Genomic DNA, 26,399 nt, shown 5'->3' on the forward strand with positions numbered 1-26,399 from the left:
TTATTTTTTATAGGGAAAACTGTTTGCGGCTGCTCTCCGTCTTATACTATGAAAGGCTAGAGAGAGGAGGGGGCTGGGTGACGAAGTCTGGTATAGAGATGAAAAGGTTGACAGGAGCGCTCTCCAGCGGGGAGACGATATTTTATGAGGCCGTGATGGAGCACAGTGACAAGCTGTATCAGATTGCCTACAGTTATCTGGGGAACCGTAATGATGCGCTTGAGGCGGTACAGGAGACGACCTGCCGGGCGTGGATCAAACGGAGAACACTGAAGGATCAGCGGGCGTTTAAAGCCTGGATTATCCGGATCTTAATCTATGTGTGTATCGATGAACAGCGCAGAAGAAAGCGGAGTGTGCCGACTCCGGACGAGCGTATGCAGGAGCCGGTCATGAAGCCGGACACCGGCAGGCTGGAAATGCGCTGGGCGCTGGAGCAGGTTAAGCCGAAATACAGGCATGTGCTGCTGCTGAAATACTACAATGACATGACTCTGGGAGATATTGCGGAATTGCTGAACAAGCCTGAAGGGACCATCAAAACCTGGCAGCATAAAGGGCTAAAGCAGCTCAGAACTATTTTGAAGGATCGGGGTGAGTGGAATGATTAACAGCAGGGAAGAGCAGGCGATGGCGGCCGAGGCAGTGCAGATGCAGCAGCAGCTTCAGGAGGAAACGGACAAGCACTACATTAGACTGGCGGTTCAAAACGGCCTGGAACGCGGGATGAACAGCTCGAAGCGGGCTGCGCTGATGAAAGGTTCCATCTTTGGGCTGGCTGCAGCTGCAATGGTTGCATTCCTGCTGTTCATCATCCCGATGCTGCATGATAAACAATCGACTGCTGCCGATCCCGGTCCGGTGGACTGGGGTGTGCTTGAGCCGTTCAGGGAGTTTAATGGTTATGACATCAACTCGGCTACCCTGGAATCAGCGGTGCGCAATGACTATTTTCAGCTGCTGGACAAGGGTGTGGAGATTGAAGGGTATATGGTTACACTGAATGCAGTGACGGCTGATGAGAACCGGATTATCCTTTTATATACGGCAGAAACATCGGACGATCAGGAAATTTATGGTTTTAGCAGCAGCAGAATGCTGGATGTACAGACCGGCAGCCAGCTGAACCGTAATGGCGGAGTTGGCGCACATGCCAAGATAAACGGGGAAGACAACTATCATAAGTATTACGGAAAAAGCGTGTTCGAGCTGGACCGCAGCAAACCGTTCCCTGCGCAGCTGGAGGCGGATTTTCAGATTGCTTCCGTTGATCCGGGCAAAATGGATGATCCCAAGACAGGCACCATCATGGCGGATATTCATTACTCCCCGCGGATTAAAATTTCTTTTGATCTGGATCAAACATTCAAGGAGATCCCGACAAAGGTGATTCATCCGGATAAAAGCGTTATGCTTGCCGGTCACGAGGTTGTCCTGAGCCAGGTGGAGCTGTCGCCTTTGATGATCAGAGCCCGGTTTGCCCTGAAGAATGAAGCGGAGAACGAGTGGGAGGTAAGACGGGCGATTTTTGAAGCTGGCGCTGGAAAGGTTGTGGCTGAGACCGGTAAGGGTGCGGTAGAGCTGCCTTTGCTGTCAGCGGCTGGGACTGATAATGGTTTTGAGGAGCTGTTCGCCAGCACCCTGCTGGATGATCCAGAGTCGCTTGTTCTGGAGTTTACAACGAAGACGGGGGATAGCGAGTCTGTGGTGGAGTTTGATTTGTTAGAATAGGCAGCTAAAGAGCTAAAGAGCTAAAGAGCTAAAGAGCAAAGATCTAGAGTTAAAATAGCGCTTGGTAACGCTTGGTAAAGCCCCGCTAATTTGTTAGCGGGGGCTTGTGCATGGACCGTCGCCGGGTGGCCGGGAGAAAGTTGTTTGTTGGATGGACTGACGCGATATAGGGGATTTTTCCCACTAATCGTAGCAAAAAGGCCGCCCCCAACCTTAACTAAAGGGATTTTTCCCACTAATCGCGTCAAACGGCTCGTCACCAGCCCTAATTAAAGGGATTTTGGACCTCCGTCAAGAAAGTAGACGTAACTTTAAAGGAATTAAGCTGCCTTCTGCTTAAATTTCGCTGCAAATTGAACCGGCGAAAGATAGCCTAGTGCACCATGGATTCGTTTGCGGTTATAAAAAAACTCAATGTACTGGTAGATCGCGTCATAGGCTTGTTTCTTCGTTTTGAATCGGGTGCAGTACACAAACTCTTTCTTAAGTAAGCTGTGGAAAGATTCAATACAGGCATTGTCATAACAGTTACCTTTACGACTCATACTGGCTTTCATACGGTACTTCTTCAAACGCTCACGGTACTCCTTGGAGGCGTATTGTGAGCCACGATCGGAATGGTGGATTAGGCCTTTCTTCGGGCGTTTCGCCTTGTGAGCGTCGTCCAGGGCATCTAAGACGAGGTCGGTAGTCATTCGATCGCCAAGCCTCCAGCCTACGATTTCTCGGGTGCAAAGGTCGAGCACGCTGGCCAGGTACAGCCGTCCCTCACGGCAGGGGATGTAGGTAATGTCTGCAACCCAGGTCTTGTTGGGTTTTTTTGTCTTAAATTGCTGATTTAGCAGGTTCGGTGCAATGGGTAACTCGTGATTAGAATCGGTCGTATGCACACGAAACTTCTTGGCGACACAGGAGCGCAGGCCGAGTTCTCTCATGTATTTTCCAACGGTACGTTCGCTGACCTTTTGCCCTTCACGCTGCAGGAGGATAGTGATTTTAGGGCTGCCATAGCGACCATGGGTATCGTGAAAATGATAAGTAATCCGCTGGCATAGCAACGCTTTTCGGGCTGCTTGCGGACCTGGCTTGGCCGTTCTCCACTTGTAATAGCCGCTCCTTGACACCTGTAGTACGCTGCACATCCTCTCCACACAGAACCGGGAGCGATGATCTTCGATAAACTGGAATCTTAGTTCTTTGGATTGCTGAAGATGTGCACTGCTTTTTTTAGGATTTCCATCTCTTCTGCCATTCTAGCGATGGTTTGATCTTTTTCCTCCAGTTGCCGTTTGAACTCACTCGTTTGCTCTGGGCTGGAAACGGGTTCGTTCTGGAACTGCCGGTATTTCCCTAACCATTGATGTATGGTTTTTGCAGGGATATCCAGCTCCTGGGCTAACTCCGCCACCGTCTTGGTCTGCTCCTGGATATACTTTACCGTCTGTCGTTTAAATTCCTCGTTGTAGCTTTTTCGTGTTCCACTCATGTGGACACCTCCTCGTTAATTGTATTTTCTCTCATTCTCTTAACGAGTGTCCACTATTTATACTAACAGCATTTTTCCCACTAATCGCGTCAAACGGCTCGTCACCAGCCCTAATTAAAGGGATTTTTCCCACTAATCGCGTCAAACGGCCGTTACCAGCCCTAATTAAAGGGATTTTTCCCACTAATCGCGCAAAAAGAGCCGTCGCCAGCCCTATTTAAAGGGATTTTTCCCATTATCCCGGCAAAAGAGCTGCCACCAGCCCTAACGAAAGGGATTTTTCCCACAAATCGCGGCAAAAGAGCCGTCGGCAACCGTAACTAAAGGAGGTTTTCCCACTAACCGCGGCAAAAGGTATGTTCACCGCCAAGCTCCATCGCGCAATTCCACCTAGTCTAACTGTTGTTACTGAACCGGAATACCAGCTTGTTCCCGTTAAACGTTTCTTCAACGGCCTCATGGTAGTTTTGGTTTGTGTAGCCCGCTACCGTCTTGCGCCAGAATTTTTGCCCGGTTATATTTTTGGCGGCCTGATTGGTATGCAGCTCCCAGACGCCTTTAAAGCGTTCGAATACGGTGACGGCAGCCTGCCGGGCAATGCCCGTTCCGCGAAACGGCTGAAGCACAAAGAATTCGTTAACAAAATAATCTACCCCTTGTGCACAGTGCGGCGGCGTAGCAATAAGCGTAAATCCGGCTGGTAGGGTACCCGCTTTAAATAGAAAAGGGTACAGGCAGCCCGGCTTCTCCCACCAGATATTCTGGACATCATATTGCTGCGCTAAAGTCCGGATTTCCGGCTCTTCTTCGTAGATCCCATGCTCATTCAGGACGGGACCGTCATTCAGCCCGTAATGGCCCGAAAGATCATGCAGATAGAGCGGGTAAAGATTTTTGATAATATAGGCTTCATGTGGTGCGGCAAGCTCAACTGTCAGATTCATAATCTACCTGCTTTCATCAGTTATAGTTAATTTATCCCAATGTAATAACTTATTCCTGATCAGTGCAAGGTAAAGTTTGGTTTAGACTAAACGGTACAGCCAAAACTCATGCTGGAAATGATAACGATTATCAATTAGAATATAGTTAGTTGCGTATTCAACTATATTAACCGGGGAAGAATGTGAGCTTTGGCAGTTCCCTGTACTTAGGAGGAATGATTGATGTTAATCCAGACAAGATCCATAGTTGTAGAAAAAGGGCACAGTGACAAGGTGATCGAGAGATTCAGCGCACCCGGGGCACTGGAGGAAATGCCAGGTTTGATTGATATCAGCATTGCCCTGAACAAGAAAGGCAAAGACAACGAAGAGGTATTGCTCCTGATCCGCTGGGAGTCTGAAGAAGCCTGGAAAAACTGGGAGAAAAGCGATGCACACCTCCAGGGCCACCGCAATAGCAGAGGACAGGAGAAACCGGTGTATATCCTTGGCACGACCGTCAATATGTATGAAGTACAGAAGGTTAAAGAGGGAAAGGTTAACGAAAAATAGCGGTTTTACTGTTGCGCAGAACTGCCGGCGATCTTAACGGATTGCAGGCAGTTTTTTTGCGTTCCGGCAGCTCAAAATTTCTCTGGAATATCTTTCAATTTGTGATACATTTATGATTGCGTCATACAAAAAGGGGGATTTTGGCAGATGAAAGGTTTAAAATGGATGCTGGCGGCAGCAGTCTCCGCTACTATGTTTAGTCAAACCGGGGGTACGCTGCATGCGGCGGGTACGGCAATCGTTGATTTTGACAGGGGGAGTTACCTGCTTAATGACGGTACCGCCTGGAAGCAGGATGTTGACAACGGAGGGTATACACAGCTTGATTTTGATCTGACCGAGATCGAGGGCGGCTATGGAATTACCACATCGGGTACTCTGGTTCAATTACAGGGTAAGGGAGAGCCCCAAGTATTGAAAAATAAAACCGGGGTGGTACACATTTCCGGAGATTATTATTTGGATAAATCCGGAGGTTTGCGGTCTCTTGGCGGGAATGGTAACCCGGTCTATACGGATATTGCGAAATTTGCTGATTCCGGAAATGGATTGGTAGTACTTACTAAGTCCGGGATTCTAAAGGCAGGCGGGTTCAGTGAGAAAATTGAACAATTCAGCACCAGCTCTGAAGTTACAACACTGGACGGCTATTCTGATTCATATAGTTCTGTCGACGATGTAGCTGTGGTTCTGCAATCCGGAAAAGTGCTGCTGTACAACCGGTTTAATTTTGACAGAGATAATCTCACCAAATATATTCCTGTCACCATCACTGAAAATGCAGCAGATGCCAAATTTGATGATGAAGGAAATCTGGTAGTGCTGATGAAGGACGGTACCGTTGGGAGAACGGGTTCTTCGGTGGCAGACCGCTATAAGCTGACGGAATCATTTCAGAATCTTAAAGGTATCACAAAACTAATTTCGGTCTACAGCCAAGGCATGTACGTAAAAACGCAGGATGGAAGTGTAGCGAGTTACGACGTGCAATTAGATGAGCTGGAGAAGCTGACGCTTCCGGGCGTCACCGATTTATCGTTGAAGATGGATAAAACAAACCTTACTGTAGGCGACAAGGTTCCTGTGCAGATAACGGAATTCTGGACAGGCGGGTCCACGAGAAAAGTGCCGCTGAAGGACGCGGATCTGACGATTGAGAAGCCGGCGCTTTTGCAAAAGTTGTCTGATGGAACCTTAAAGGCACTTGCGGTCGGGGTTACCAAAGTTACAGTAAAGTCAGGATCGCTTTCTAAAACGCTGGAGGTTTCCATCAGTTCAGACGATATTATCACAACAGGGGCGCTGATAGGCGGCTCCATGTATTTGCCGGTTCAGGCGGTATTCCAGCAGCTGGGTGCTTCGGTCCAATATAATGGCGGTACCCAAATCTTCAGCATTAAACTGAATTCCACGCCTGTTCAGCTCCAGCTCGGCAGTGATACGGCAGTAGTGAACGGCAAGAAGATCAAGATGAGCGGTAAAGTACAGACGGTTGATGGCGTAACTGTGTTTCCGGCAGCGCTGCTAAAATCGGCGTTTGGAGCCGGGCTTGCGTGGAATTCTTCCATTCAGAGCATGACGATAACCTTCGGCAAGGCAGAAATGCAGGTGCAGACCAAGCAAACGGCCCTTATCTACAAGAAAAAAGCGCAGGGAAATCTGGCGAACCTGATCGGGAAAAGCTACTGGATTAATTTCTTTGACACCGATTACCGGTTCCAAAAAGTAACCGTCGTTGATGTCCTCCCGGATTACAACGGGAATTTTGCCCTTGCCTTTAAATTTCCATCCGGGCAGATTTTGAACACTTACGAGACATCGGGTGAGGCCTGGATTCGCATATTGGCGGATAAAGAGGAGTTCTTTACAGCAGATCCTTACAAAACCTACAAGTGGTCCAGTGCAGTGTGGGCAGACATCAAGGAGGGCTATGTAAGCATCGGTATGACAAAACAGCAGGTTGAACTAAGCTGGGGGATACCGGATAGCAAATCTGCAGCCGTAGGAAGCGGTATTCGTGTTGAGACCTGGCAGTACGATGACTTTAATTATGTGACCTTTACAAACGGTGTAGTTTCATTTATATATACCAGCTAAGCTGGTTATGCTTTATAGGCCAGAGGCTGCTTCAAATGCGGATGCTTCCGCAAATGAGGCAGTCTCTGGCTTTTTTATACAAGCAGGTTCCTTATATTTACACCACATCCTCCAGCTGGTACAGGGAAAAAGTTTTTTTGCCGCAGGTACTTGAAATCGCTAACACATGGATTTATAATAGGCTTATCGAAACGATTCGAATAAAGGATGAAAGACTGATATCCAGTTGTAAGCCTGTAATGGGCGAATGGGAGTGAAAGCGTTATAATTCTCGTTTCAACAGCTTAGAAATGGGTTAATAATATCCTTATTAGGTAGTTTAGGCGGGAAATGATGTGCGGTAACTCGAATTTTTTTTCGATATTAATCGAAACGTTTCGATGAAAAGGCTTTATTTCATAGCGGCTACAAGTTTTGCACACACTACAACAGGGGTGAATGAAGAATGAAAAAGAGAACTGGAGTTAAAATCGCTGCACTATTGATGAGCTTTTCACTGGTTGCGGCAGGCTGCGGGAATTCAAACAATTCCGCTGCCGGAGACAGCAAAACCTTGAAAGTATGGTTCATGGGTACAGCGGATACGGTTGAACCGATTGCTGAAATGTATGAAGCCGCTAATCCCGGCATTAAAGTAGATGTACAGGCCATTCCTTGGGATACGGCACATGATAAATTACTGACGGCTGTAGCTTCCAAAAACGGCCCGGACGTTGTGCAGATGGGTACGACCTGGATTCCTGAGTTTGCTGCTGCAGGTGCCCTGAAGGATCTGACTCCGTATATCGAACAATATCCGAGCATGAAGGCGGAAAACTTCTTCGACGGAGCTGTTGAAACTACGAAGTACGAAGATCAGACAGTAGGTATTCCGTTTTATGTTGAGACACGCGCAATGTTTTACCGGACAGATCTGCTTGGCGAAGTAGGCTACCCTGAAGGCCCTAAGACCTGGGATGAGCTGAAGGATGCCAGCAGAAAGCTGGTTGAAAAGGGCGGCGCCGGCCACTATGCACTGCCAATTGAAGGTAAAGACTCTATCTACCCGGTTATTTTCGCCTGGCAGAACGGCAGTGATATCATTGACGCAAACCGCCAGCCGCAGTACAATCAGCCGGCTTATGTAGAGACTGTCGACTTCCTGAAGAGCTTCTATGACGAAGGCTTGTCGCCAAAAGGCACTGACCTTGATACCGTTGCAGCATTTAATGACGGCACAATGGCTATGTTCATCAGCGGTCCTTGGATGATCCAGTCTGTAAAAGAAAAAGCTCCTGATATTGACGGCAAATGGGGTGTAACTACACTTCCTGCAAAAGTAACCAACACATCTTCTATCGGCGGTGCAGATCTGTCGATCTTCAACTACAGCAAAAACCCTGACGAAGCCGCCAAGTTCATTGCGTTCATGGCTGAACAGGAAGCACAGCTGAAATACTATGAAACTTCGAACTCTATGCCTGCCCTGAAGGCTGCCTGGAGCAATGAAGCCCTTAGCGATCCGATGATTGCCGCTTTCGGTAAACAGCTGGAAAATTCGCGCCCTGCCCCTACTGTTAAGGAGTACGAAGAAATTGCCCAGGCGGCCATGGCCTCCTTCGAACAAATTACAATCGGCGGTGCTGATACGCAGACCGAGCTGGATAAGCTGAACGATAAAGCCAATGAGCTGCTCGGCAACAAATAAATAAGCGGTATACCAATCAGGCGGACTGCCGGGATCTCTCTTGAGGCTGAGGTTCCGGCAGTCAGCTTGTTTCTCTTCCGCAGGGGAGAGGCGTGAAAGAAAGGGAAAGGGTGTGAGGCTAGTGAGCTCATTTGTGAAGCAACTGAACAAGCATAAGGTACCATATTTCTTTATTGCTCCGGCAGTTATCCTGCTGACGCTGTTTTCGATCATTCCGATCATTATTGCACTTGTAATCAGTTTTACGGATATGGATCTGGTGGGCCTTGCAGATTATTCGAACATTGGCGGTGTAGGCTTTAGCAATTATTTTGATATTTTCAAGGATCCGATATTCCTGAAATCGATGTATAACACCATGATTTATGTTGTCATTGGCGTTCCATTGGTTGTTATTTTCTCTATGGCAGTTGCCATGCTGCTTAATTACGGCTCCGGCTGGCTGTTCAAAAGCTTCCGGGTCATTTACTATATGCCTTCCATCACTAATATCGTGGCTGTAGCCGTGGTGTGGGGCTATCTGTATAACGGAACCTACGGATTATTTAACTACGTACTCTCCTGGTTTGATATACCGGCCCAGCAGTGGCTTCAGGACCCCGTCCTGGCTAAATTGTCGCTGATTCTGCTGGCATTCTGGAAATCAATCGGACTAAATATGATTATCTTTCTGGCTGCACTGCAAGGCATTCCGCGTTCTTATTATGAAGCGGCCGAAATTGACGGTGCGACAGGCTGGAAGAAAATACGCTTCATCACGGTTCCCCTGCTGGGATTCGCCACTTTCTTTGTGACCATTACGACCTTGATCGGCTGGATTCAATTCTTCGAAGAACCGCTGGTAATGACCAAAGGCGGACCGCTGAATTCGACTATGTCCATGGCGCTCTTTATTTACAACAACGGGTTCCAGCTAAGTAAATTTGGTTATGCCGCTGCAGGTTCATTTGTGCTGTTCATTATCATTATTATCGTCACACTGATTCAATTCGCGGTCAAAAAGAAAGAAGTCGAATATTAAGCTTGAGCTGCGGCTGAGGTCTTGAGAAGGAGGAACTGGGATGGCACTAAGAATGAAAAGATTTGAGAAAAGTATTATGATCACGCTGCTCATTATCGGAGGATTGCTGATGATGGTGCCGTTTATCTGGATGATTGGTTCATCCTTTAAGCCTGAAAATGAATTTACGGTGATTCCGCCGTCGCTTTTCCCGAGTCACCCTACGTTCGACAATTACCGTGATTTGTTTGTGAAAATGGACTTTTTGGTCTATCTGAAGAATACGCTGATTATCGTGCTTTGCTCTTTTGCAGGACTGTTCCTGAATGCGATGGCGGGCTATGCCTTTGCCAAATTTGAATTTCCCGGCCGGGATAAATTTTTCTATATTATCCTGGCTACCATGATGATTCCGGGACAGGTTACGATGATCCCGACTTACCTGATTATTAATCAGATGGGTCTGGTCAATACAATGGCAGGGATCGTGCTGCCTGGACTCGTCGGGGCGTTTGCCATCTTCCTGTTCCGCCAGTTCATGACTACCATTCCCATGGATCTGCTGGAAGCGGCAAGACTGGACGGGGCGGGCGAGCTGCGGATCTTTTTCCAGCTGATGGTGCCGATTGTGAAGCCGGTCTTTGCAGTGCAGGGAATCCTGACCTTTATCGGGGCCTGGAACAGCTTCCTGTGGCCGCTGATTATCGCCAATGACGAACGCCTGTACACCTTGTCTGTCGGTCTGTCTCTGCTAAAAGGCCAATACGGTACAGCGTTTGGGTTGCAGATGGCCGGTGCTGCCTTTATGGTTGTTCCGATCGTTATCATATTTATCTTCTTCCAGAAACATATCATAGAAGGATATACGATCTCCGGCATGAAATAGTATACAGTACCATATTGGAATGATCAGGAAGGATTGAACTTGAATGGCAACGATCAAGGATGTGGCAAAGCTTGCGGGGGTGGCCTTGTCGACGGCATCCTACGCGATGAGCGGTGACAGCAAAGTCAGCGCAAAAACGAAACAAAAGGTGCTGGAGGCGGCGAGACAGCTCAATTATCAGAAAAATGGTTTTGCCATGGATTTGAAACGGAGCCGGACTAATACAATAGCTTTAATCCTCAGAGATCTCTCGGGTCCTTATTATTCGGAACTGATCCGCAGCATTCAGGATGTGGCTCTATCGAACTCGTATGACCTGATTGCCTGCAGCTCCATGGGCGGGAAGGAATCGACTGCTGTCCGCTACATGCTAGAAAAACGGGTTGACGGTGCAATTGTGCTGGCCCATAACATTTCAGATGAGATTTTGCATGCTGCCGCAGGACCGCGTTTTCCGATTGTGGTGATGGACCGTCTGATTGCCGGCGATGGCCTGATAAACGTTGTAGTGGACGGGGAACAGGGCGGTTATACCGCAACCCGGCTCCTGATTGAACAGGGACATAGCTCGATTGCATACATTAGCGGGCCGGCCGATTCCTATGATAATGCACTGCGTTACCAGGGATTTCTGCGGGCAATGAACGAAGCAGGGCTTACTGAAAAAGCGAAATGGAAGCTCAGCGGGAATTTTATCCGTGAAGGCGGCTATAAAGCTACTAAAATGATGCTGATGCAGGGCGAGCTGCCGACAGCCGTTTTTTTTGCCAACGATGAAATGGCGGTCGGTGGCATGAAGGCCTTCGAGGAAGCCAAAGTATCGGTGCCGGAGGATATTTCGGTTATCGGCTTCGATGATATTCAGCTGGCCGAATATATTCAGCCCCCGCTGACGACGATCCGCCAGCCGATGTACGAATCAGGCTCGCTGGCCGGCCATCTGCTGTTCCAGATGCTTAACGGGGATGCGGTTAATGATTTTTACAAACTCAAGATTGAACTGATGGAACGGAAATCGGTTATAAACTACGGTTAATCGGAGTGAATATCCTTGGCATACATGAAGATGTCGTTTTTTTCAGAGACTCTCGGAATGGCTACTGAAGCAGGCGTGATGCTGCCGCTTAATGCTCCGCCTGCTGCAGAGCGGGACGGGAAGTTCCCGGTGCTGTATCTCCTGCACGGACTGGGCGGCGATCATACGGAGTGGACAAGGCATTCCGCCATTGAGCGTTATGCCGAGAACAGGGGCCTGGCGCTTGTCCTGCCCCGGGCTGACCGCAGCTACTATACAGATATGAAGCAGGGCGGTGCCTACTTCACCTATCTTAGTGAAGAATTGCCCCGGCTGATCCAGCGGGCATTTGCTGTCTCAGACCGCAGGGAGGATACCTTTGTGGCCGGCATCTCGATGGGCGGTTATGGCGCTTTTAAGCTCGCCCTGCGCCATCCGCAGCGCTATGCTGCAGCGGCCAGCCTTTCCGGCGGCCTGGATATTGTCCGGCGTGTAAGCGGACCGAACAGCTTTCAGCCCGGAGAGGCCGCCCGTATATTCGGCCCGGCGGATGAGCTGCGCGGCAGCGGAGATGATCTGTTCGCGCTTGCCGGCCGGGCGGCTGAAGCTGAAGTCCAGCCCCGGTTCTATCAGTGCTGCGGGACTGAGGATATTATGTATGACGGGAACCGTGCTTTTCTCGATCGGGCCGTGTCGGCCGGGCTGGATATCTCCTACGAGGAAGGCCCTGGAGGTCATGAGTGGGACTATTGGGACCGGCAGCTGACAAGAATACTGGACTGGCTTCCTTTGTAGCAGCCTGTGAGGTTATATAAACAGGCGGCGTTTTATCGAAATAAAGTGAAACGTTTATGAATATGTTCCATTTTATACAAAATAGAACCTTTAAAATAAAGGGATTAGGAGAAAGAAACGATTCGAAAAAAATCGTTTTGATGGGGGGACTACAGCAATGTCAGAGCATTTATATAACAAATACGTGAAGCAGATGACCCTTGAAGAGAAAATCGCCCAGCTGCTGCAGCTGGCAGCTCCATTCTATGACGAACCGGGGGATGAGTCGGAGATCACCGGACCGATGGAAGAGCTGGGCATCGGCAGCGAGGCTGTCCGGAATGCCGGATCAGTACTCGGTATCGCCGGCGCTTCGAAAATGATGGCGGTGCAAGAAGAGCATCTAAAAAATAGCCGGCTCGGTATCCCGCTGCTGTTCATGGCCGACATTGTTCACGGCTTTAAGACCATCTTCCCGATTCCGCTGGCGATCGGCAGCTCATGGAACCCGGAGCTGGCTGAGAAGAGCGCCGAGGTCGCAGCCAGGGAAGCAGCTGTCTCCGGACTGCATGTAACCTTTGCTCCTATGGTCGACCTGACACGTGATCCGCGCTGGGGCCGGGTAATGGAATCGACCGGCGAAGATCCGTATCTGAACGGAGTGTTTGCCAAGGCGTTCGTGAAGGGCTTCCAGGGCGATGACCTGGCAGGGGATCATTCCCGTGTGGCTGCATGCGTTAAGCACTTTGCCGCTTATGGCGCTGCGGAAGGCGGAAGGGACTACAACACCGTTGATATGTCCGAGCGGCAGCTGCGGGAATATTACCTCCCTGCCTACAAAGCGGCAATTGACGCCGGAGTCGAGATGGTGATGACCTCGTTCAACATCGTAGACGGTATTCCGGCAACCGGCAACCGCAAGCTGCTGCGTGACCTGCTGCGCACAGAATGGGGCTTTGACGGAGTGATCATTTCAGACTGGGCCTCCATTAAGGAAATGGTCGCGCATGGTGCGGCAGAGGATGATAAAGAGGCGGCATTGAAGGCGATCCTTGCCGGTGTCGATATCGATATGATGACAACCAGCTATCTGCATCATCTGCCTCAGCTGGTGGATAAAGGCCTTGTTGATGAAGCCTTAATTGATGAAGCAGTACTGCGTATCCTGCAGCTCAAAGAAAAGCTCGGCTTGTTTGACAATCCGATGCGCGGAGCTGATCCGGAGCTGGAAAAGGAAATTGTATTCTCCGCTGAACACCGCCAGGCGGCGCGTCAGCTGGCTGAGAAATCGACCGTGCTGCTGAAGAATGAAGGTATACTGCCGCTCCAGCCGGAGCAGAGGGTAGCATTAGTCGGACCGTTTGCAGCCAGCGGCGATATTCTCGGCTGGTGGTCGTGGACCGGCTCCAAGGAAAATGCGGTGAAGCTCAGTGATGCCATGCGTTCGGCAGTTGGCAATCCTGATCTTATAACAGTAGCCGAAGGTTCAGGCATTGAGTCGATTACCGCTGAGCAGAAGGCAGAAGCACTGAATGCAGCTGAAGCGGCCGATGTGATTGTGCTGGCAGTCGGCGAAGCATCCGACATGAGCGGCGAAGGCGGCAGCCGCACCAATATAAGACTGCCGGAGGCGCAGCTGGAATTGATCTCGCTTATGAAGGGAGTCGGCAAACCAGTGGTTACCGTACTTTTCAACGGCCGTCCGCTTGATCTGCATGGCGTGTATAATCAGGCGGATGCGGTGCTGGAAGCCTGGTTCCCGGGTAGTGAAGGCGGTGCTGCACTGGCGGACCTGCTCTATGGCAAGGTTAATCCTTCCGGCCGGCTGACAATGTCGTTCCCGGATTCCGCAGGCCAGATTCCGGTTTATTATAACAACTTCAATACTGGCCGTCCTAAGCCGGACGTAGAGGATGGCAACCGTTATATCTCCAAATATATCGACGCACCAAATGAACCGCTGCTGCCATTCGGGTTTGGACTAAGCTACACCACCTTTGCTTATGAAGGACTGACGCTCTCCTCTGACACAATGACAGCGGATCAGCCGCTTGAGGTCAAGGTCACACTGACCAATACCGGCAAAACAGCAGGAACAGAGACAGTTCAGCTGTATGTACGCGACATTTCCGGTGAAGTTGTCCGTCCGGTCAAGGAGTTGAAGGCATTCCGGCAGGTTGAGCTGGCCCCTGGCGAAAGCACGGAAGTCACTTTTACGATCAGTGAAGAACAGCTGCGCTATCATCACAGTGACCTCAGTGTTACCAGCGACAATGGCAGGTTTAATCTATTTGTGGGCGCGAACAGCCGTGATGTGCTGACTGCCGGCTTCATTTTGCATAAGTAAACTAACAGACATAATAGCGGTGCAAAGCCGTATCAGATAAGGAAGTGAAGAGAAATGACAACTGCAACCGGATCAAAACTGACACTGCAAAAAGGCGGTCTAACATTTACTTTTCTGGAAAGCGGAGACCTGAGCCAGGCGACTGGCGGCCAAATGATGATTAACCAGCTGCTGGCAAACAGTGTTGACGGTGGTGCGGGAAATCTGTATATCCGCCTGCATCAGCCGGACGGTATTCAGGCCTATCCGCTGCTCGGAGTCAAATCGGGCAGCACCTTCAGCCGGGACGGGGAGCGGCTCGTGTGGCAGGGCGAAATTCCTGCAGTAAACGGGGCTCAGGAAAAGCTTACTTATCAGGTAACGTTTACTTTAGCGGACGAGGATACCTGGTTCTGGGATGTGCGGGTGAAAGGCAAGTCGGACCTGCTGGATGTTGTATACACCCAGGATGTCGGGATTGCTGCGCCGGGTGCCGTTACCAGCAATGAGGCTTATTTGTCCCAATATATTGATCAGGCCGTGTTCACGGATCAGGCCGGAGGTTATGTTGTCTGCTCCCGGCAGAACCAGCCGCAGGGCGGGAAGTTCCCTTATCTGCAGCAGGGGCTGATAGGCGGAGCAGCTGGCTATTCCACTGACGGCTTCCAGTTCTTTGGCTTGTCCTATAAAGAGACTGACAGACCGGAAGCACTGTACCAGGAGAGTCTGGCTAACAAAATTTATCAATATGAATTCGCCTATACAGCATTGCAGTCTCCGAAGACTGGGCTTGACGGTGAAGTCTCGTTTACCTTCTACGGCTTGTTCCGCGAAGATCATCCGGCAGCTGTAACAGAGCTGGAATTCGCCGATAGTCTGCGGATTGCCTGGAGCAGTGTGCAAGAACTTGCACCTGTGAAGCCAGACGGCGGCCGGCCGGAAGAGACAGCAGCAGCTTCCCGAATCGGGGCTCCGCTACAGACACAGGAGCTGTCCGAAGCAGAGATCGCAGCACTGTTCCCGCAACGGTTCCAGGAAGAGCGGGAGGATGGCGAGCTGTTAGCCTTCTTTACTGACACCTATGAGCATATTGTCCTTAAGCGCAAAGAGCTGCTTGTTGAACGGCCACATGGGCATATTCTGATGAGCGGGGACAATGCGCGGCTGAATGCAGAGGTCATTACAACTACTTCTTATATGTACGGGATTTTCAACTCCCAGGTTGTTATCGGCAATACCAATTTCAATAAAATGCTGTCAAATGCCCGCAACGCGCTGAACGTCAATAAAACGTCCGGCCAGCGTATTTATGTAGAGCTGGATGGACAGTTCCGTCTGCTGACTATGCCGTCGCTGTTTGAGATCGGCTTCAACTATGCCCGCTGGCACTACAAGACGGCTGAAGATACCTTCGTAATTACGAATTACACAGCGGTAAACGCTCCGGAAATCCGGCTGCATGTCCGTGCGGCCAGCGGAAAAGCATACCGTTTCCTGATCAGCAACCAGATAACCATGAACGTGGCAGAATATGAGCTGCCGTATCATATGGAACAGGATGCAGACGGCGGACTGGTCTTCCGGGCTGACGGGACTGGCTTAAGTGCATCTGTATACCCTGAGCTGGCATACAAGATCACTGTGGACGGTACGGCGTTTAAAGCAGGGGATGAATCCCTGCTGGCACCCGGAGCAGCGCCAGGCAGTGCTTCCCTGACCGTGCTTGAGCTGGATTCAAGCAGCGAGTGGACCCTTACCTTCCAGGGAATGCTGGACGGTCAATCCCGTCCTGCAGCAGCTGGCGGCTTCGAAGCGGAAAGAAACGGTTACCGTGAATTCCTGGCAGATGTCATGAACGGCTTCCAGCTGCAGAATGAAGGCGGGGAGCAGTCAGAGCTGTTTAAGGTAAATGCCTTGGCCTGGTGGTACACCCACAATATGCTGGTCCACTATTCCGTCCCTCACGGACTTGAGCAGTATGGCGGCGCAGCCTGGGGAACACGGGATGTGTGCCAGGGACCGGTTGAATACTTCCTGGCTACCCATAAATATGAACAGGTACGGGAGATTCTGCTGACCGTCTTTGCTCACCAGTATGAGGATGACGGCAACTGGCCGCAATGGTTCATGTTCGACAAGTACACTTCGATCCAGCAGGAAGAGAGCCATGGTGATATTATTGTGTGGCCGCTCAAGGTACTTGGTGATTACCTGCGGGCAACCCGTGATTATGCAGTGCTGGATGAGCAGATTCCATATACCCGCAAGCACAGCTTTGACTTTACAGAATCAGCTTACACCTTGAGAGAACATGCGCTTAAGGAACTGGATTACATCAAGACCCACTTCCTGCATAATACCTTCCTGTCCTCCTATGGTGACGGGGACTGGGATGACACACTGCAGCCGGCGAATGCCCAGCTCAAGCAGTATATGGTCAGCAGCTGGACTGTAGCTTTGACTTATCAGACAGTTCTGGGCCTGTCCAGTGTACTGAAGGATACTGATGCTGTCTGGTCCCAAGAGCTGAAGCAGATGGCTGAAGGGATAAAAGCCGACTTTAACCGTTATATGCTGGGCACCGAAGTAATCCCGGGCTTCCTGTACTTCGAGGATCCTGAGCAGGCGAAGCTGATGCTGCATCCGGATGACAACGAGACAGGCATCCAGTACCGTCTTCTGCCGATGACCCGCAGTATGATCGGCGAGCTGCTTACTCCGGAGCAGATGGAGGCGCACTACAAGCTGATTCAGGAACAGTTCCTGTGCCCTGACGGTGTGCGGCTGATGAACCATCCGGCACAGTATGCCGGCGGTGTCAGCACGCATTTCAAACGAGCAGAGCAAGCAGCTAACTTTGGCCGTGAAATCGGGCTGCAGTACGTGCACGCCCACATCCGCTTCGTCGAAGCGATGGCCAAGATCGGGAAGACCGATCAGGTCTGGAAAGGCCTTGCAACCATCAACCCGGTTGGTATCCGCGATGCTGTACCGAATGCCGAGCTGCGCCAGAGCAATGCTTATTTCAGCAGCTCCGACGGGAAATTTGACAACCGTTATGAAGCGCAGGAACGTTTCCACGAGCTGCGTGACGGGTCCGTTCCGGTCAAAGGCGGCTGGAGAATCTATTCCAGCGGTCCCGGAATCTACATGAACCAGCTGATTTCAAATGTGCTGGGGATCCGTGAAGACGGCGGCGATCTGATTCTCGATCCGGTACTGCCTGCTGAGCTGGACGGCACACGCTTTGATTTCGAATACGGCGGTTCGCCGGTGACCTTTGTTTATCACTGCAAAGAGGGCGTATTGCGCTCGGCTGCCGTAAACGGCCAGGAAGTACAGGCTGAGCGGCTCGCGAATCCTTACCGGCTTGGCGGTCTGCGTATTGCGCGTGAAGAGATTCAACGTTTTGCAGGTACAGAGAGAATAATCATCGATATTTATATGTAACCTTAGAATAAGCGGCACAGGCCAGCGTGTATCCGGATTACGGTACAGGCGGGCCTTTGCCGCTTTTTTTGCATTTTCAGGCTGTACCCTGATCCTTACCGGCTTAAGTTAAGGGTGGAGCGAGAAGCTATAAGCTCAGTTTCTTTTAAACACAATATGATCCATTCTGCTGTTAACGAGCGCCATTAATTGCCCGGCCATGTATTCGGCAGAATATTTAAAGTTTGTTTCGGCCCAGTAGTCAATGACACCTACAGTAGCCGACAGCTGATAGCTCAGCAAAATTTCATAATCGAGCGGGGGGCTGCCCCCCTCCATCTCGATATGCATATCCTCACGCATCGACCTCCGCATTGTATCGTAGAGCTCGACTGAGGTTTTTCCGCGCTGGGCGGAGGTTAAAGCAAGATATTCCCGTTTATGCAGCTCAATATGCTGAAACAGCTGCAGTGTGGAGGGATAAATCCGCGTAGCCGCAATCTGTTCCAGGCCTTCATAAGGCTGCAGCAGCACCTCCGAAATATTACGCAGAAAATCATCGTGAATGTCCCGCAGTAAATCCTCTTTGCTTACAAAATGTTTATAAAAGGTTCCGCGGTTATAGTCCGCACGCTCGGCAATATCCATAATGGTCACAGCCTCATAGCCCTTTTCCAGGATCAGATCAACAATGGCTGTCTTCAGTGCCTGCCGCGTGCGTCTGACCCTTCTGTTCAAATCCTCTTCGCGTTCCAATACCATCGGCCTCCGTAACGTTTGTATCCTATCGTTTTATTATAACCGCAAGGTCTGCATAGAAAAAAGGTTAATCGTTAAAAATTAAAGTAAACAAATAGCGTTAAAATGTTCAAAATGCGGAGTAAAGGGCTACATATTATCTTTCGGTGTCGCCTAGTCAACAATATCTTATATTTTGATTATTGTCACAACAATTAAAACGGGTGTAAGCTTGTCACATGAGATAAGGCGATTTTGTTACAGAATCCTCTTACTCGCCCACTATAAAACGAAGGAAGCGAATGTATAATGAGTCAATCACAAGTCAAAACAGCTGTCATCACAGGTGCCGCTGGCGGTATCGGAAAAGAACTTGCCCGTCGTTTAGCCGAACGCAAGCTGAATCTGGTTCTGGTCGATTTGAATGAAGAAGCCATTCGTGCAGTCATTCAGGAGCTTGGCTTAAACGACTCCAACTCACTGGCTGTTACAGCTGATGTATCCAAAGAGGAAGATGTGCAGAACTACGTGAATCAGGCGGTAGCAAAATTCGGTACAATCGATTATTTTGCCAACAATGCCGGTATTGAAGGCCCGTCGGGTCTGGTGGAAGAACTGAACGTGAAGTCGCTTGACCTGGTATATAACGTCAATGTCCGCGGCGTATTCCTTGGACTGCAATATGTCATTCCTGTGATGAAAAAACAAAAATCCGGCGCGATCCTCAACACCTCCTCACTGGCAGGCCTGATGGGTGCTCCGGGAATGTCTCCATATATTATGTCTAAGCATGCGGTGATCGGCCTGACCCGTGTTACTGCCAATGAGCTTGCACCGTTCGGTATCCGCGTCAACGCCGTACTGCCGGGAACAATCAACACGCAAATGATGCGCAAGATCGAGAAAAATTCAGGCAGCGCCGATGAATTCAAAGCAGCTAATGAGGCTGCTACACCAATGGGACGTTACGGTGAACCGCAGGAGGTTGCGGCTGTTATGAACTTCCTGCTTTCTGAGGAAGCTTCATTCGTTACTGCTTCGCTCTACACCGTAGACGGCGGGATGATCGGTCAATAAACAGCGGGCTGATAGCCTATGCTGAGTATATAAAGAATAGTTACTTATTAAATAGTGCTCCCGGGGTTCAAGTGCCCTTCAGGGGGCACTATTTTTTTTGACTTGTGAAAACAAGTAAATGTAGAGAGGCCTAACCGTAACTTAGTGGAAAAAAGCTATCAAATTCTGTGGTTATCAACTTTAGGTACAAAGTTGCAAAAGGTGCAACAAAGCAGGATTAAATCCAAAATTTTTGGATAACAATTCCTGAATATAAGAAGGGAAGTAGGTCTAAATGTCGAATTATAAATAAAGCTAGACACTAAATACAACAAGGGAGAGTTGGACATGCGGTAGTACAGAAAGCCTGCCCGGCAGGAGAGCTTTGACCAAGCCTTTGAACAATAGGATTAATCACAATTAAACAAACAGAACTGGAGATGTCCATACATGATCGCAGAAACGACGATGCACCCTGAATTGAATACGATATATATCAGCCTGAAGGGTTTTGCCGACCTTGATGAAACCATTAAAGAAGTGGATGTTTTCGAAGCCCAGATGCCGCATCTGCCGCTGAAGGAGATGTCCCTGATTATTGACTGCACAGACATGGCACCCTTCAAACCGGAAATTCTGCCGGTGCTGGAACGCTGCTATGTGATGTACAACAGCTTCAAGCATGCCGTACTTGTAAATCCGGTCAAAGTAGTAGCTAAGTCACAGCTGCAGCGTGTAGCCCCTAAGGCCGGCTTTGAGGGACATTTCGTAGATACCGTGGATGAAGCATGGGCCATTGTAAAAGGGTAAAGATGCTATAATCACTCAAAAGCCTGCGCACTCTGCGCAGGCTTTATCTTTTTCTCACGGCCACCCGGTTCTATAACTCAGTCTGCCGTTCCGATTGCAATCGCGGGGGAACGCTGAGGGTCAAGCTGTTTCATCAGCTTCAGCAGATTACTCTCCGACATGGCGATGCAGCCAGCGGTGGGCTGGCCCGCTCCTCTCCAGATATGCAAAAAGATTGCACTGCCCTTGCCGGGAACCACCGGCTCATCATTATACCTCACTACTATTGCATACTTATACAGCGGATGAAGAAGACGCTCGTAGGATGCCCAGCGGGTCTTGGGGTTTCCGGCATAAGTGATCCGCTGGTTATATTCGGCTGAGGAAGGATCATCGACCCAGTAGTCCTGGCTGCCGACTTTGCTGTACTGGATTTTGAGGCCGTCAGGTCCGGCTGCAGAACCGAAAGCTTCACCCAGCTTGTAAACCCCTGAGGGGGTGCGCTGGTCGCCTTCTTTTATTTTGCCGATGCCGCCTGCTCCAAGGGTTACGGGAATGCCCGACAGGACTGTCTTCCAGCTTCCGCCGATCTTCTCCCGCAATGAAAGCACTCCTGTAGTGGATCGCAGCGAAGAGGCTGTCACGACAATCATTTGGCTGGACGCCAGGCGGTCGGCCTTATACGGCCAGGAAGCGGCAAACCCCGCTGCTGCAGCCTGTGGAGTAAAGGAGAACAGCGACCCTACAGGCAGCAGAAAAAGACACATGACAGCTTGCAGGATACGTCTACAGGTTGAATTATGCATATGTATACCTCCCTTAGTGCTTATTACCTCAGGGAGGCAGGGAGGAATCGCGGACCGGGTGAATTATAAGCCGAGCGTAGAGCCTTTTTCCAGCCGGAGAATCTGCTTCTCTCCATTGTCGGCCAATTCGCGGAACTGGCTGATCGTCTCACGCATTTTGGGCAGAGCCTCCTGCTTGTAGGTGCTGATGGAGTCGAGGGCAGATAAAACGTCGGTGAACGCCTGCTTCAATGTATCGGCGGAAATGCTGGTTTCCAGCGACTGCTTGTGAATGGCTGCGCCTTGTTCTTTTAGCATTCTTGAAGTGCCGCTGATCAGGTTGTCGGTCGTCTGGTTCAGCAGCTCGATTTTTTTCAGGACAATTTTCTGGTTATATAAGGCACTGGCAACCGTGACGGAGATTTTCAGTGCGGAGACCGTCACATTTCTGGCTCTGTCCACACCGCGGATCAGCTCCTTGTTATTGCGGATGACTACCTCAATTGCCATAATGCCCTGCTGGTTCACGACCAGCATCTGCTGCAGATCCATCACCCGCTGGCGGAGCGGGAACAGCACTTCCTCGGTAATAAAGCGGACCTTTTCTTCGTCTTCCCCGCGCACCTTGGCTGCTTCAATCTGTGTTTCGATCTCCTGGTCCATCAGCAGGCCAAGCTCAATTTCCTTTTGCAGTTTACGGGTCAGCTCACGCAGCGACTGCTGCTCGATTTGCAGTGTCGTATTATCGTTTTTGAGGATGGTTTTGCCCTTATCCAGCGACACAATAATATCGGAGATGACCGCATCGGCTTTCTGGTATTTGGCAAAATAGTGGCGCAGCGGATTAAAAAACCTGCCCAGCAGCCCGCTTTTGGCAAAATCAACGACACTCGGGTCGAGATCCTTCAGCTGCAGATGCAGCTCCGTCAGGCCTTTGGCGACCTGGCCGCCTTCATCTCCGGTTTTGGACAGATTTCCTACGGACACCTGCAGAAGGGCGTTTTTGTCTGAAGAGGAGCGCATTGTACCCATGCCAAAGCTGTCAATGGACTGCAATACCGCCTTACGCTTTTCCAGAGATTCAAGATCAAGCTCCAGAATGCTGGAGACATTGCTTTTAGCTAACGCTTTAAGCCGGGTAACCTCTTCAGGTTCAGGCTTTACCTCCTGGGCAATAACCGCTTTCAGCTGCTCGGTGCTGGGGATTTCCATTGAAAAAGACATAACAGACCTCCTTTATAAGCTGGTTTACATTTGGACATTCAGCAGATTGCCGATTTTGTAGACAACGTCGTCTGTATCTGCATTAATGCTTGCTGCCTCGTTGATGCCGGAAATGCTCTCCAGCGCTTTAATGTTGGCGTTATAACCGATGGTGTAGACCGGGATTTTGTAGGTTTCGATCAGGCTTCTGATATCATCAAGCGAATGGCCTTCATTCGTCTCCCCGTCACTGAGCAGAAAGATGACCGGCTTCACGCCGGGGTTAGCCGCCAGCTCATCCTGCAGCATTTTCATCGCCACCACCATCCCGTCAAAAGTAGCCGTCCCCCCGGCAGCCTGCAGGCTGTTCACCGCCCCGACGAACATGGACTGCTGATTCGTATCATATTTGCCGACCGGCAAATGGACCGTAACGTCACTGGAGTAGGAGACAAAGCCGATGCTGTTGTCCTTCCCGAGATTCTTCTGTCCCTTCAAAAGCGACTCCTTCAGCCGGTTCAGCGGCTCTCCGGCCATGCTGCCCGATACATCAGCAACGAACACGGCTGCGAGCGGGGTGCTCCCGTTTTTCTTTTCCTTCCACAGCTTCTGGGCGGAGGTGAGCAGAGGGCCGTCAACCGGAGCCAGCTCGGAGGCATAATCATCCAGACCGTTGAAGCCTTTGTCCGAGGCCAGCTGCTGATATTTATCCTGACCGGCGAAATCAGCAAATTTCCGGAGAATTTCCCGTTTCTGATCGGGCAGATCGCCGAGTGCATAAAGCGGACTGTCATGCCGAACGCCGAACGGAGTGAAGACGTAACCGCTTTTGAGATCAGCGGCATTAATAAAGGTCTGATATTCCAGCACAAAAGCATCCAGCATGCCTGACTTGGCCGCATCCCGCATTTGCAGGGTGGTGGAGGCGGTGAACGGCACGTTAGACTGGAATTTCGCAAAGCCCTGAACCGCCTGCTCACTCAGAAGATCCGAGCTGTCGAACGTTCCGAGCGCAGTGATCAGAAAGTTAAGGCCGGTCGAGCTGGCAAAAGGGTCGGTATAGCCCATCGACAGCTCATTTGCGGAAATGGCATCTGTAATGGTTTTGACGTTCAAGGCACCGTATTTTGCGATCAGCTCGTCGTATTTCTTCTGGGCTGTCACCACGCCTGCAACATTTCCGGCCAGACGTTCGGTAACAAGTTCCGCCTGGATTCCGCCTGTTTTTACCATTTCGCCCCACAGCTCGTTGGACGGGGTGTAAGCATCCGGAATATATTTGCCGGATCTTATGTAATCAGCAGCTGTTCCGGAGGCGATATTGCGGATTTTTACGGATACAGGTGTCCCGTCCACGATGATATTTGCTTCATTAAAAGCGGAGGCCACTTCATTCAGCCAGCCGTCATTGCCAGTGCCGGATTTTTCTGTAGAGGAGAAAATTTCAACATAATTACCGGTCGTGTTTTCTACAGAAACCGGGAATTTAGCGATGTCAGGCAGCGAGTCACCGACGTCCGCCGGATCAAGATCAATCTGTCCCTTCACAGGCTCTGCCTGGTTCACCCTAATTTCCTTGTAGAGCTTAGCCAGCTTCTTGTCCGCGTCCTCTGCGGTAATTTCTCCCGTCGATTTGCCGAGATTCGAGGTGAGGGTAATTCCGAAATAGACTAATGCAAAAACTGCGGCGGAAATCACCACCAGTATCATGAACGTTTTGCCTTTCCTGGCCATAAGCAGCTTCCTCCTCTATTGATAGAGTTTCGTCTGGGTTATCAGCGCGCTCAGCTCCTGCATGCAGGGGATCTCTTCAACAGGCTGATCACTGGTGCTGTCCAGCTCAGAGATTTCCAGCAGCAGCTGATCCAGCTTGAGCAGAATCTCTTCATTGGCACCCAGATAGGCATTTATAGAAGCAAAAAAGTCGTCATACAGTGCGGTTTTCTTTTGGATAAGCTTGTCGGAGAACTGGGAAGGTTTACGGGAGCCGGCAAAAAGCGAAAACTCTGAGGTGTCGAACAAACTGAGCTTGCCCAGAATTCCCCTGATATTGAGGCGGAGGAGCTTTTCGACTTCATTAATGACAGTATTGAATTTCCGGTAGCTGAGTTCGGCCGGGTTGAACCTTTGCGACAGCACACGGATTAGCGCACTTTTTTTCTTATCCATCCGCTCCAGCTGGTCAAGGGCCAGGGTGGCGTCACTTTTCAGCACCTTTACCTTTTTATACTGCTCAAGCTGGGTGGCGTAGTCTTCAGATGAGGCAAAAGAGTGTGCGGCTTGCGTATCCGGAGATTTGAGTAATAAAGTGTAACTGGTATAGAGCACAATAAGCAGACTGATGAATAGCAGGGTAACGCCTGCAGCTGTCTCCAGGGCCCCGGCCCCGCCGATCTCTACAGCCAAAAGTCCCGGAGACAAGACAACAATGTTAAGAATGACAACGCCGGCGATCACGGCAAACAGCCTGACGGGTCTGTATCTGTTCAGCAAAAACACCTCCCCTGTATGAGTATATTTCGCTGTGGCTTCTTTTGATTCATACAATCGGTGGCTGATGCTTGCAGAATAAGCAGAACAGCTATAAATTGAAAATAAAATGTTTACATTTCATGTGATGTATATATACTTATAATTTAAGACACTATAATTAACCGGAAGCTTCCGGCAGGGAGGAACAACATGAACAGACGTATTAGAGTAGGAATTGCAGGCTATGGTAATTTGGGCAAAGGTGTAGAGCAGGCAGTTAAGCAGAATCCCGATATGGAGCTGGTTGCTGTGTTTACACGCAGAGATCCGGAAGGTCTTGCCAAGGAGACAGGCCTTAAGGTAGAGCGCCTGGAAGATGCAAAGGAGTACATAGATAAAATTGATGTAATGATTCTGTGCGGCGGCTCGGCGACAGATCTGCCTGAGCAGACTCCGCAGCTGGTCAAGCTGTTCAACACAGTGGACAGCTTCGATACCCACGCCAAGATTCCAGAATTTTATGAAAAAGTAAATGCAGCTGCTCTTGAAGGAGGAAAAGTCGGCGTAATCTCCACCGGCTGGGATCCGGGCCTGTTCTCGATGAACCGCCTGCTGATGCAGTCCGTGCTGGCTGAAGGACATGACTACACCTTCTGGGGTAAAGGCGTAAGCCAGGGTCACTCCGATGCCATCCGCCGTGTGCCTGGGGTGAAAGCCGGTGTGCAGTACACAGTACCGGTTGAAGAAGTTATTGAGCGCATCCGTTCCGGTGAAACACCTGAGCTGGAGACCCGTGAAAAGCACCGCCGCAACTGTTATGTCGTAGCTGAAGCTGGGGCAGATCAGGATTCCATCCGCGATACCATTGTGAATATGCCGGATTATTTCGCCGATTACGATACGACCGTAACGTTTATTACAGAAGAAGAGCTGACGAGCGAGCATTCCGGAATGCCGCATGGCGGCTTTGTTATCCGCAGCGGTGTTACCGGAAACGGCAACAGACAAATCGCTGAGTTCGGCCTGAAGCTGGACAGCAACCCTGAATTCACCGCCAGCGTGCTGATCGCCTATACCAGAGCGGCTGCCCGCCTCAGTGCGGAAGGCGTTGCCGGAGCCAAGACCGTATTTGATATTCCGCTCGGTTACCTCTCCCCGAAATCGCCGGAAGAGCTGCGCCGTGACCTGCTGTAGTAGCTTAAAAGCTGAATAAACAACCATAAAAACGCGCCGTCAGAAATTCTGAGGCGCGTTTTTTTATATGGAAGCTTTGTGAGCAAGTTAAGCGGGAAAATGACATCTAATTCGGTGGACACTCACCCCTTTGAGCTGGCTAGACGGAAAAACGCCACTTATTTTCACCGCAATCGCCCTCAAAGAGGGAACGGTCTAAAAGAAGTGGCGTTTTTCTAATTAATGTTCGGATTGA

At 50.2% G+C, this 26,399-nt stretch carries 22 protein-coding genes; 14 read left to right on the top strand and 8 right to left on the bottom strand.

The annotated features are described in order from the left end of the window. The first annotated feature begins 98 nt into the window (after nt 1-98). A complete protein-coding gene (locus tag NST84_RS12950; protein WP_342565962.1) occupies nt 99-611 on the top strand; it encodes a sigma-70 family RNA polymerase sigma factor in 513 nt (170 codons plus the stop codon). Beyond that, entirely contained in the window at nt 604-1,731 is a 1,128-nt protein-coding gene (locus NST84_RS12955) for a DUF4179 domain-containing protein (protein ID WP_342565963.1), read from the top strand. Before NST84_RS12950 ends, NST84_RS12955 begins: the two co-directional genes overlap by 8 nt. Before the next feature lie 320 nt (nt 1,732-2,051). Here NST84_RS12955 and NST84_RS12960 read toward each other — a convergent pair whose 3' ends face one another. The 3 genes from NST84_RS12960 to NST84_RS12970 form a co-directional block, all read right to left on the bottom strand. Then, a complete protein-coding gene (locus tag NST84_RS12960) occupies nt 2,052-2,909 on the bottom strand; it encodes an IS3 family transposase (RefSeq protein WP_342566341.1) in 858 nt (285 codons plus the stop codon). Nucleotides 2,910-2,920: 11 nt separating this feature from the next. Then, on the bottom strand, nt 2,921-3,217 hold the full coding sequence (locus NST84_RS12965) for a transposase (protein WP_342564345.1): 297 nt from the start codon (nt 3,215-3,217) through the stop codon (nt 2,921-2,923). Nucleotides 3,218-3,612: 395 nt separating this feature from the next. Further along, entirely contained in the window at nt 3,613-4,161 is a 549-nt protein-coding gene (locus NST84_RS12970) for a hypothetical protein (protein ID WP_342565964.1), read from the bottom strand. A gap of 222 nt (nt 4,162-4,383) precedes the next feature. On the opposite strand from NST84_RS12970, the gene NST84_RS12975 reads away from it, so the two are divergent. The 9 genes from NST84_RS12975 (at nt 4,384) to NST84_RS13015 (ending at nt 17,948) form a co-directional block, all read left to right on the top strand. After that, nucleotides 4,384-4,713 carry an antibiotic biosynthesis monooxygenase gene (locus NST84_RS12975; protein WP_342565965.1) on the top strand — a complete coding sequence of 110 codons (330 nt, stop codon included), beginning with the start codon at nt 4,384-4,386 and terminating at the stop codon, nt 4,711-4,713. 147 nt (nt 4,714-4,860) lie between these two features. Then, entirely contained in the window at nt 4,861-6,810 is a 1,950-nt protein-coding gene (locus NST84_RS12980) for a copper amine oxidase N-terminal domain-containing protein (RefSeq protein ID WP_342565966.1), read from the top strand. Between the two features lie 445 nt (nt 6,811-7,255). After that, complete coding sequence (locus tag NST84_RS12985; RefSeq protein ID WP_342565967.1) at nt 7,256-8,497, top strand: extracellular solute-binding protein; 1,242 nt, start codon at nt 7,256-7,258, stop codon at nt 8,495-8,497. Between the two features lie 121 nt (nt 8,498-8,618). Next, entirely contained in the window at nt 8,619-9,518 is a 900-nt protein-coding gene (locus tag NST84_RS12990; protein WP_342565968.1) for a sugar ABC transporter permease, read from the top strand. 40 nt (nt 9,519-9,558) lie between these two features. After that, the gene (locus tag NST84_RS12995; RefSeq protein WP_342565969.1) at nt 9,559-10,383 is read left to right on the top strand and encodes a carbohydrate ABC transporter permease; all 825 of its coding nucleotides are present in this window, start codon (nt 9,559-9,561) and stop codon (nt 10,381-10,383) included. A gap of 43 nt (nt 10,384-10,426) precedes the next feature. Further along, nucleotides 10,427-11,419, top strand: coding sequence for a LacI family DNA-binding transcriptional regulator (locus tag NST84_RS13000; protein WP_342565970.1), 993 nt, complete (start codon nt 10,427-10,429; stop codon nt 11,417-11,419). Nucleotides 11,420-11,434: 15 nt separating this feature from the next. Then, nucleotides 11,435-12,193, top strand: a complete 759-nt coding sequence (locus tag NST84_RS13005) for an alpha/beta hydrolase family protein (RefSeq protein ID WP_342565971.1) — start codon at nt 11,435-11,437, stop codon at nt 12,191-12,193. A 157-nt stretch (nt 12,194-12,350) separates the two neighbouring features. After that, the gene (gene bglX, locus NST84_RS13010; protein WP_342565972.1) at nt 12,351-14,519 is read left to right on the top strand and encodes a beta-glucosidase BglX; all 2,169 of its coding nucleotides are present in this window, start codon (nt 12,351-12,353) and stop codon (nt 14,517-14,519) included. A gap of 54 nt (nt 14,520-14,573) precedes the next feature. Further along, complete coding sequence (locus NST84_RS13015) at nt 14,574-17,948, top strand: cellobiose phosphorylase (protein WP_342565973.1); 3,375 nt, start codon at nt 14,574-14,576, stop codon at nt 17,946-17,948. A gap of 135 nt (nt 17,949-18,083) precedes the next feature. On the opposite strand, the gene NST84_RS13020 is transcribed toward NST84_RS13015, so the two are convergent. Continuing rightward, a complete protein-coding gene (locus NST84_RS13020; RefSeq protein ID WP_342565974.1) occupies nt 18,084-18,683 on the bottom strand; it encodes a TetR/AcrR family transcriptional regulator in 600 nt (199 codons plus the stop codon). 291 nt (nt 18,684-18,974) lie between these two features. Between NST84_RS13020 and NST84_RS13025 the strand changes: the two genes are divergently transcribed. Both NST84_RS13025 and NST84_RS13030 read left to right on the top strand, forming a co-directional pair. Next, the gene (locus NST84_RS13025; protein WP_342565975.1) at nt 18,975-19,742 is read left to right on the top strand and encodes a glucose 1-dehydrogenase; all 768 of its coding nucleotides are present in this window, start codon (nt 18,975-18,977) and stop codon (nt 19,740-19,742) included. A 429-nt stretch (nt 19,743-20,171) separates the two neighbouring features. Further along, entirely contained in the window at nt 20,172-20,531 is a 360-nt protein-coding gene (locus tag NST84_RS13030; RefSeq protein WP_342565976.1) for a hypothetical protein, read from the top strand. Between the two features lie 77 nt (nt 20,532-20,608). On the opposite strand, the gene NST84_RS13035 is transcribed toward NST84_RS13030, so the two are convergent. The 4 genes from NST84_RS13035 to NST84_RS13050 all read right to left on the bottom strand — a co-directional run bounded on the left by NST84_RS13035 (nt 20,609) and on the right by NST84_RS13050 (nt 24,991). Further along, a complete protein-coding gene (locus tag NST84_RS13035; RefSeq protein ID WP_342565977.1) occupies nt 20,609-21,316 on the bottom strand; it encodes a L,D-transpeptidase family protein in 708 nt (235 codons plus the stop codon). 63 nt (nt 21,317-21,379) lie between these two features. Then, entirely contained in the window at nt 21,380-22,519 is a 1,140-nt protein-coding gene (locus NST84_RS13040) for a toxic anion resistance protein (RefSeq protein ID WP_342565978.1), read from the bottom strand. 24 nt (nt 22,520-22,543) lie between these two features. Continuing rightward, nucleotides 22,544-24,232, bottom strand: a complete 1,689-nt coding sequence (locus NST84_RS13045; RefSeq protein ID WP_342565979.1) for a VWA domain-containing protein — start codon at nt 24,230-24,232, stop codon at nt 22,544-22,546. A 15-nt stretch (nt 24,233-24,247) separates the two neighbouring features. Further along, the gene (locus NST84_RS13050; protein WP_342565980.1) at nt 24,248-24,991 is read right to left on the bottom strand and encodes a hypothetical protein; all 744 of its coding nucleotides are present in this window, start codon (nt 24,989-24,991) and stop codon (nt 24,248-24,250) included. Nucleotides 24,992-25,180: 189 nt separating this feature from the next. On the opposite strand from NST84_RS13050, the gene NST84_RS13055 reads away from it, so the two are divergent. Beyond that, nucleotides 25,181-26,164 carry a diaminopimelate dehydrogenase gene (locus NST84_RS13055; RefSeq protein ID WP_342565981.1) on the top strand — a complete coding sequence of 328 codons (984 nt, stop codon included), beginning with the start codon at nt 25,181-25,183 and terminating at the stop codon, nt 26,162-26,164. Nucleotides 26,165-26,399: the final 235 nt, after the last annotated feature.

It is taken from the genome of Paenibacillus sp. FSL R7-0345 (genome assembly GCF_038595055.1).
In the GTDB taxonomy this organism is placed as follows: domain Bacteria; phylum Bacillota; class Bacilli; order Paenibacillales; family Paenibacillaceae; genus Paenibacillus_AQ.

Bases quoted from the DNA above. Each gene is read 5' to 3' on its own strand.
- NST84_RS12950 (WP_342565962.1), top strand. From the start codon at position 99: ATGAAAAGGTTGACAGGAGCGCTCTCCAGCGGGGAGACGATATTTTAT.
- NST84_RS12955 (WP_342565963.1), top strand. From the start codon at position 604: ATGATTAACAGCAGGGAAGAGCAGGCGATGGCGGCCGAGGCAGTGCAG.
- NST84_RS12965 (WP_342564345.1), bottom strand. From the start codon at position 3,217: ATGAGTGGAACACGAAAAAGCTACAACGAGGAATTTAAACGACAGACG.
- NST84_RS12970 (WP_342565964.1), bottom strand. From the start codon at position 4,161: ATGAATCTGACAGTTGAGCTTGCCGCACCACATGAAGCCTATATTATC.
- NST84_RS12975 (WP_342565965.1), top strand. From the start codon at position 4,384: ATGTTAATCCAGACAAGATCCATAGTTGTAGAAAAAGGGCACAGTGAC.
- NST84_RS12980 (WP_342565966.1), top strand. From the start codon at position 4,861: ATGAAAGGTTTAAAATGGATGCTGGCGGCAGCAGTCTCCGCTACTATG.
- NST84_RS12985 (WP_342565967.1), top strand. From the start codon at position 7,256: ATGAAAAAGAGAACTGGAGTTAAAATCGCTGCACTATTGATGAGCTTT.
- NST84_RS12995 (WP_342565969.1), top strand. From the start codon at position 9,559: ATGGCACTAAGAATGAAAAGATTTGAGAAAAGTATTATGATCACGCTG.
- NST84_RS13000 (WP_342565970.1), top strand. From the start codon at position 10,427: ATGGCAACGATCAAGGATGTGGCAAAGCTTGCGGGGGTGGCCTTGTCG.
- bglX (WP_342565972.1), top strand. From the start codon at position 12,351: ATGTCAGAGCATTTATATAACAAATACGTGAAGCAGATGACCCTTGAA.
- NST84_RS13015 (WP_342565973.1), top strand. From the start codon at position 14,574: ATGACAACTGCAACCGGATCAAAACTGACACTGCAAAAAGGCGGTCTA.
- NST84_RS13025 (WP_342565975.1), top strand. From the start codon at position 18,975: ATGAGTCAATCACAAGTCAAAACAGCTGTCATCACAGGTGCCGCTGGC.
- NST84_RS13030 (WP_342565976.1), top strand. From the start codon at position 20,172: ATGATCGCAGAAACGACGATGCACCCTGAATTGAATACGATATATATC.
- NST84_RS13035 (WP_342565977.1), bottom strand. From the start codon at position 21,316: ATGCATAATTCAACCTGTAGACGTATCCTGCAAGCTGTCATGTGTCTT.
- NST84_RS13040 (WP_342565978.1), bottom strand. From the start codon at position 22,519: ATGTCTTTTTCAATGGAAATCCCCAGCACCGAGCAGCTGAAAGCGGTT.
- NST84_RS13045 (WP_342565979.1), bottom strand. From the start codon at position 24,232: ATGGCCAGGAAAGGCAAAACGTTCATGATACTGGTGGTGATTTCCGCC.
- NST84_RS13055 (WP_342565981.1), top strand. From the start codon at position 25,181: ATGAACAGACGTATTAGAGTAGGAATTGCAGGCTATGGTAATTTGGGC.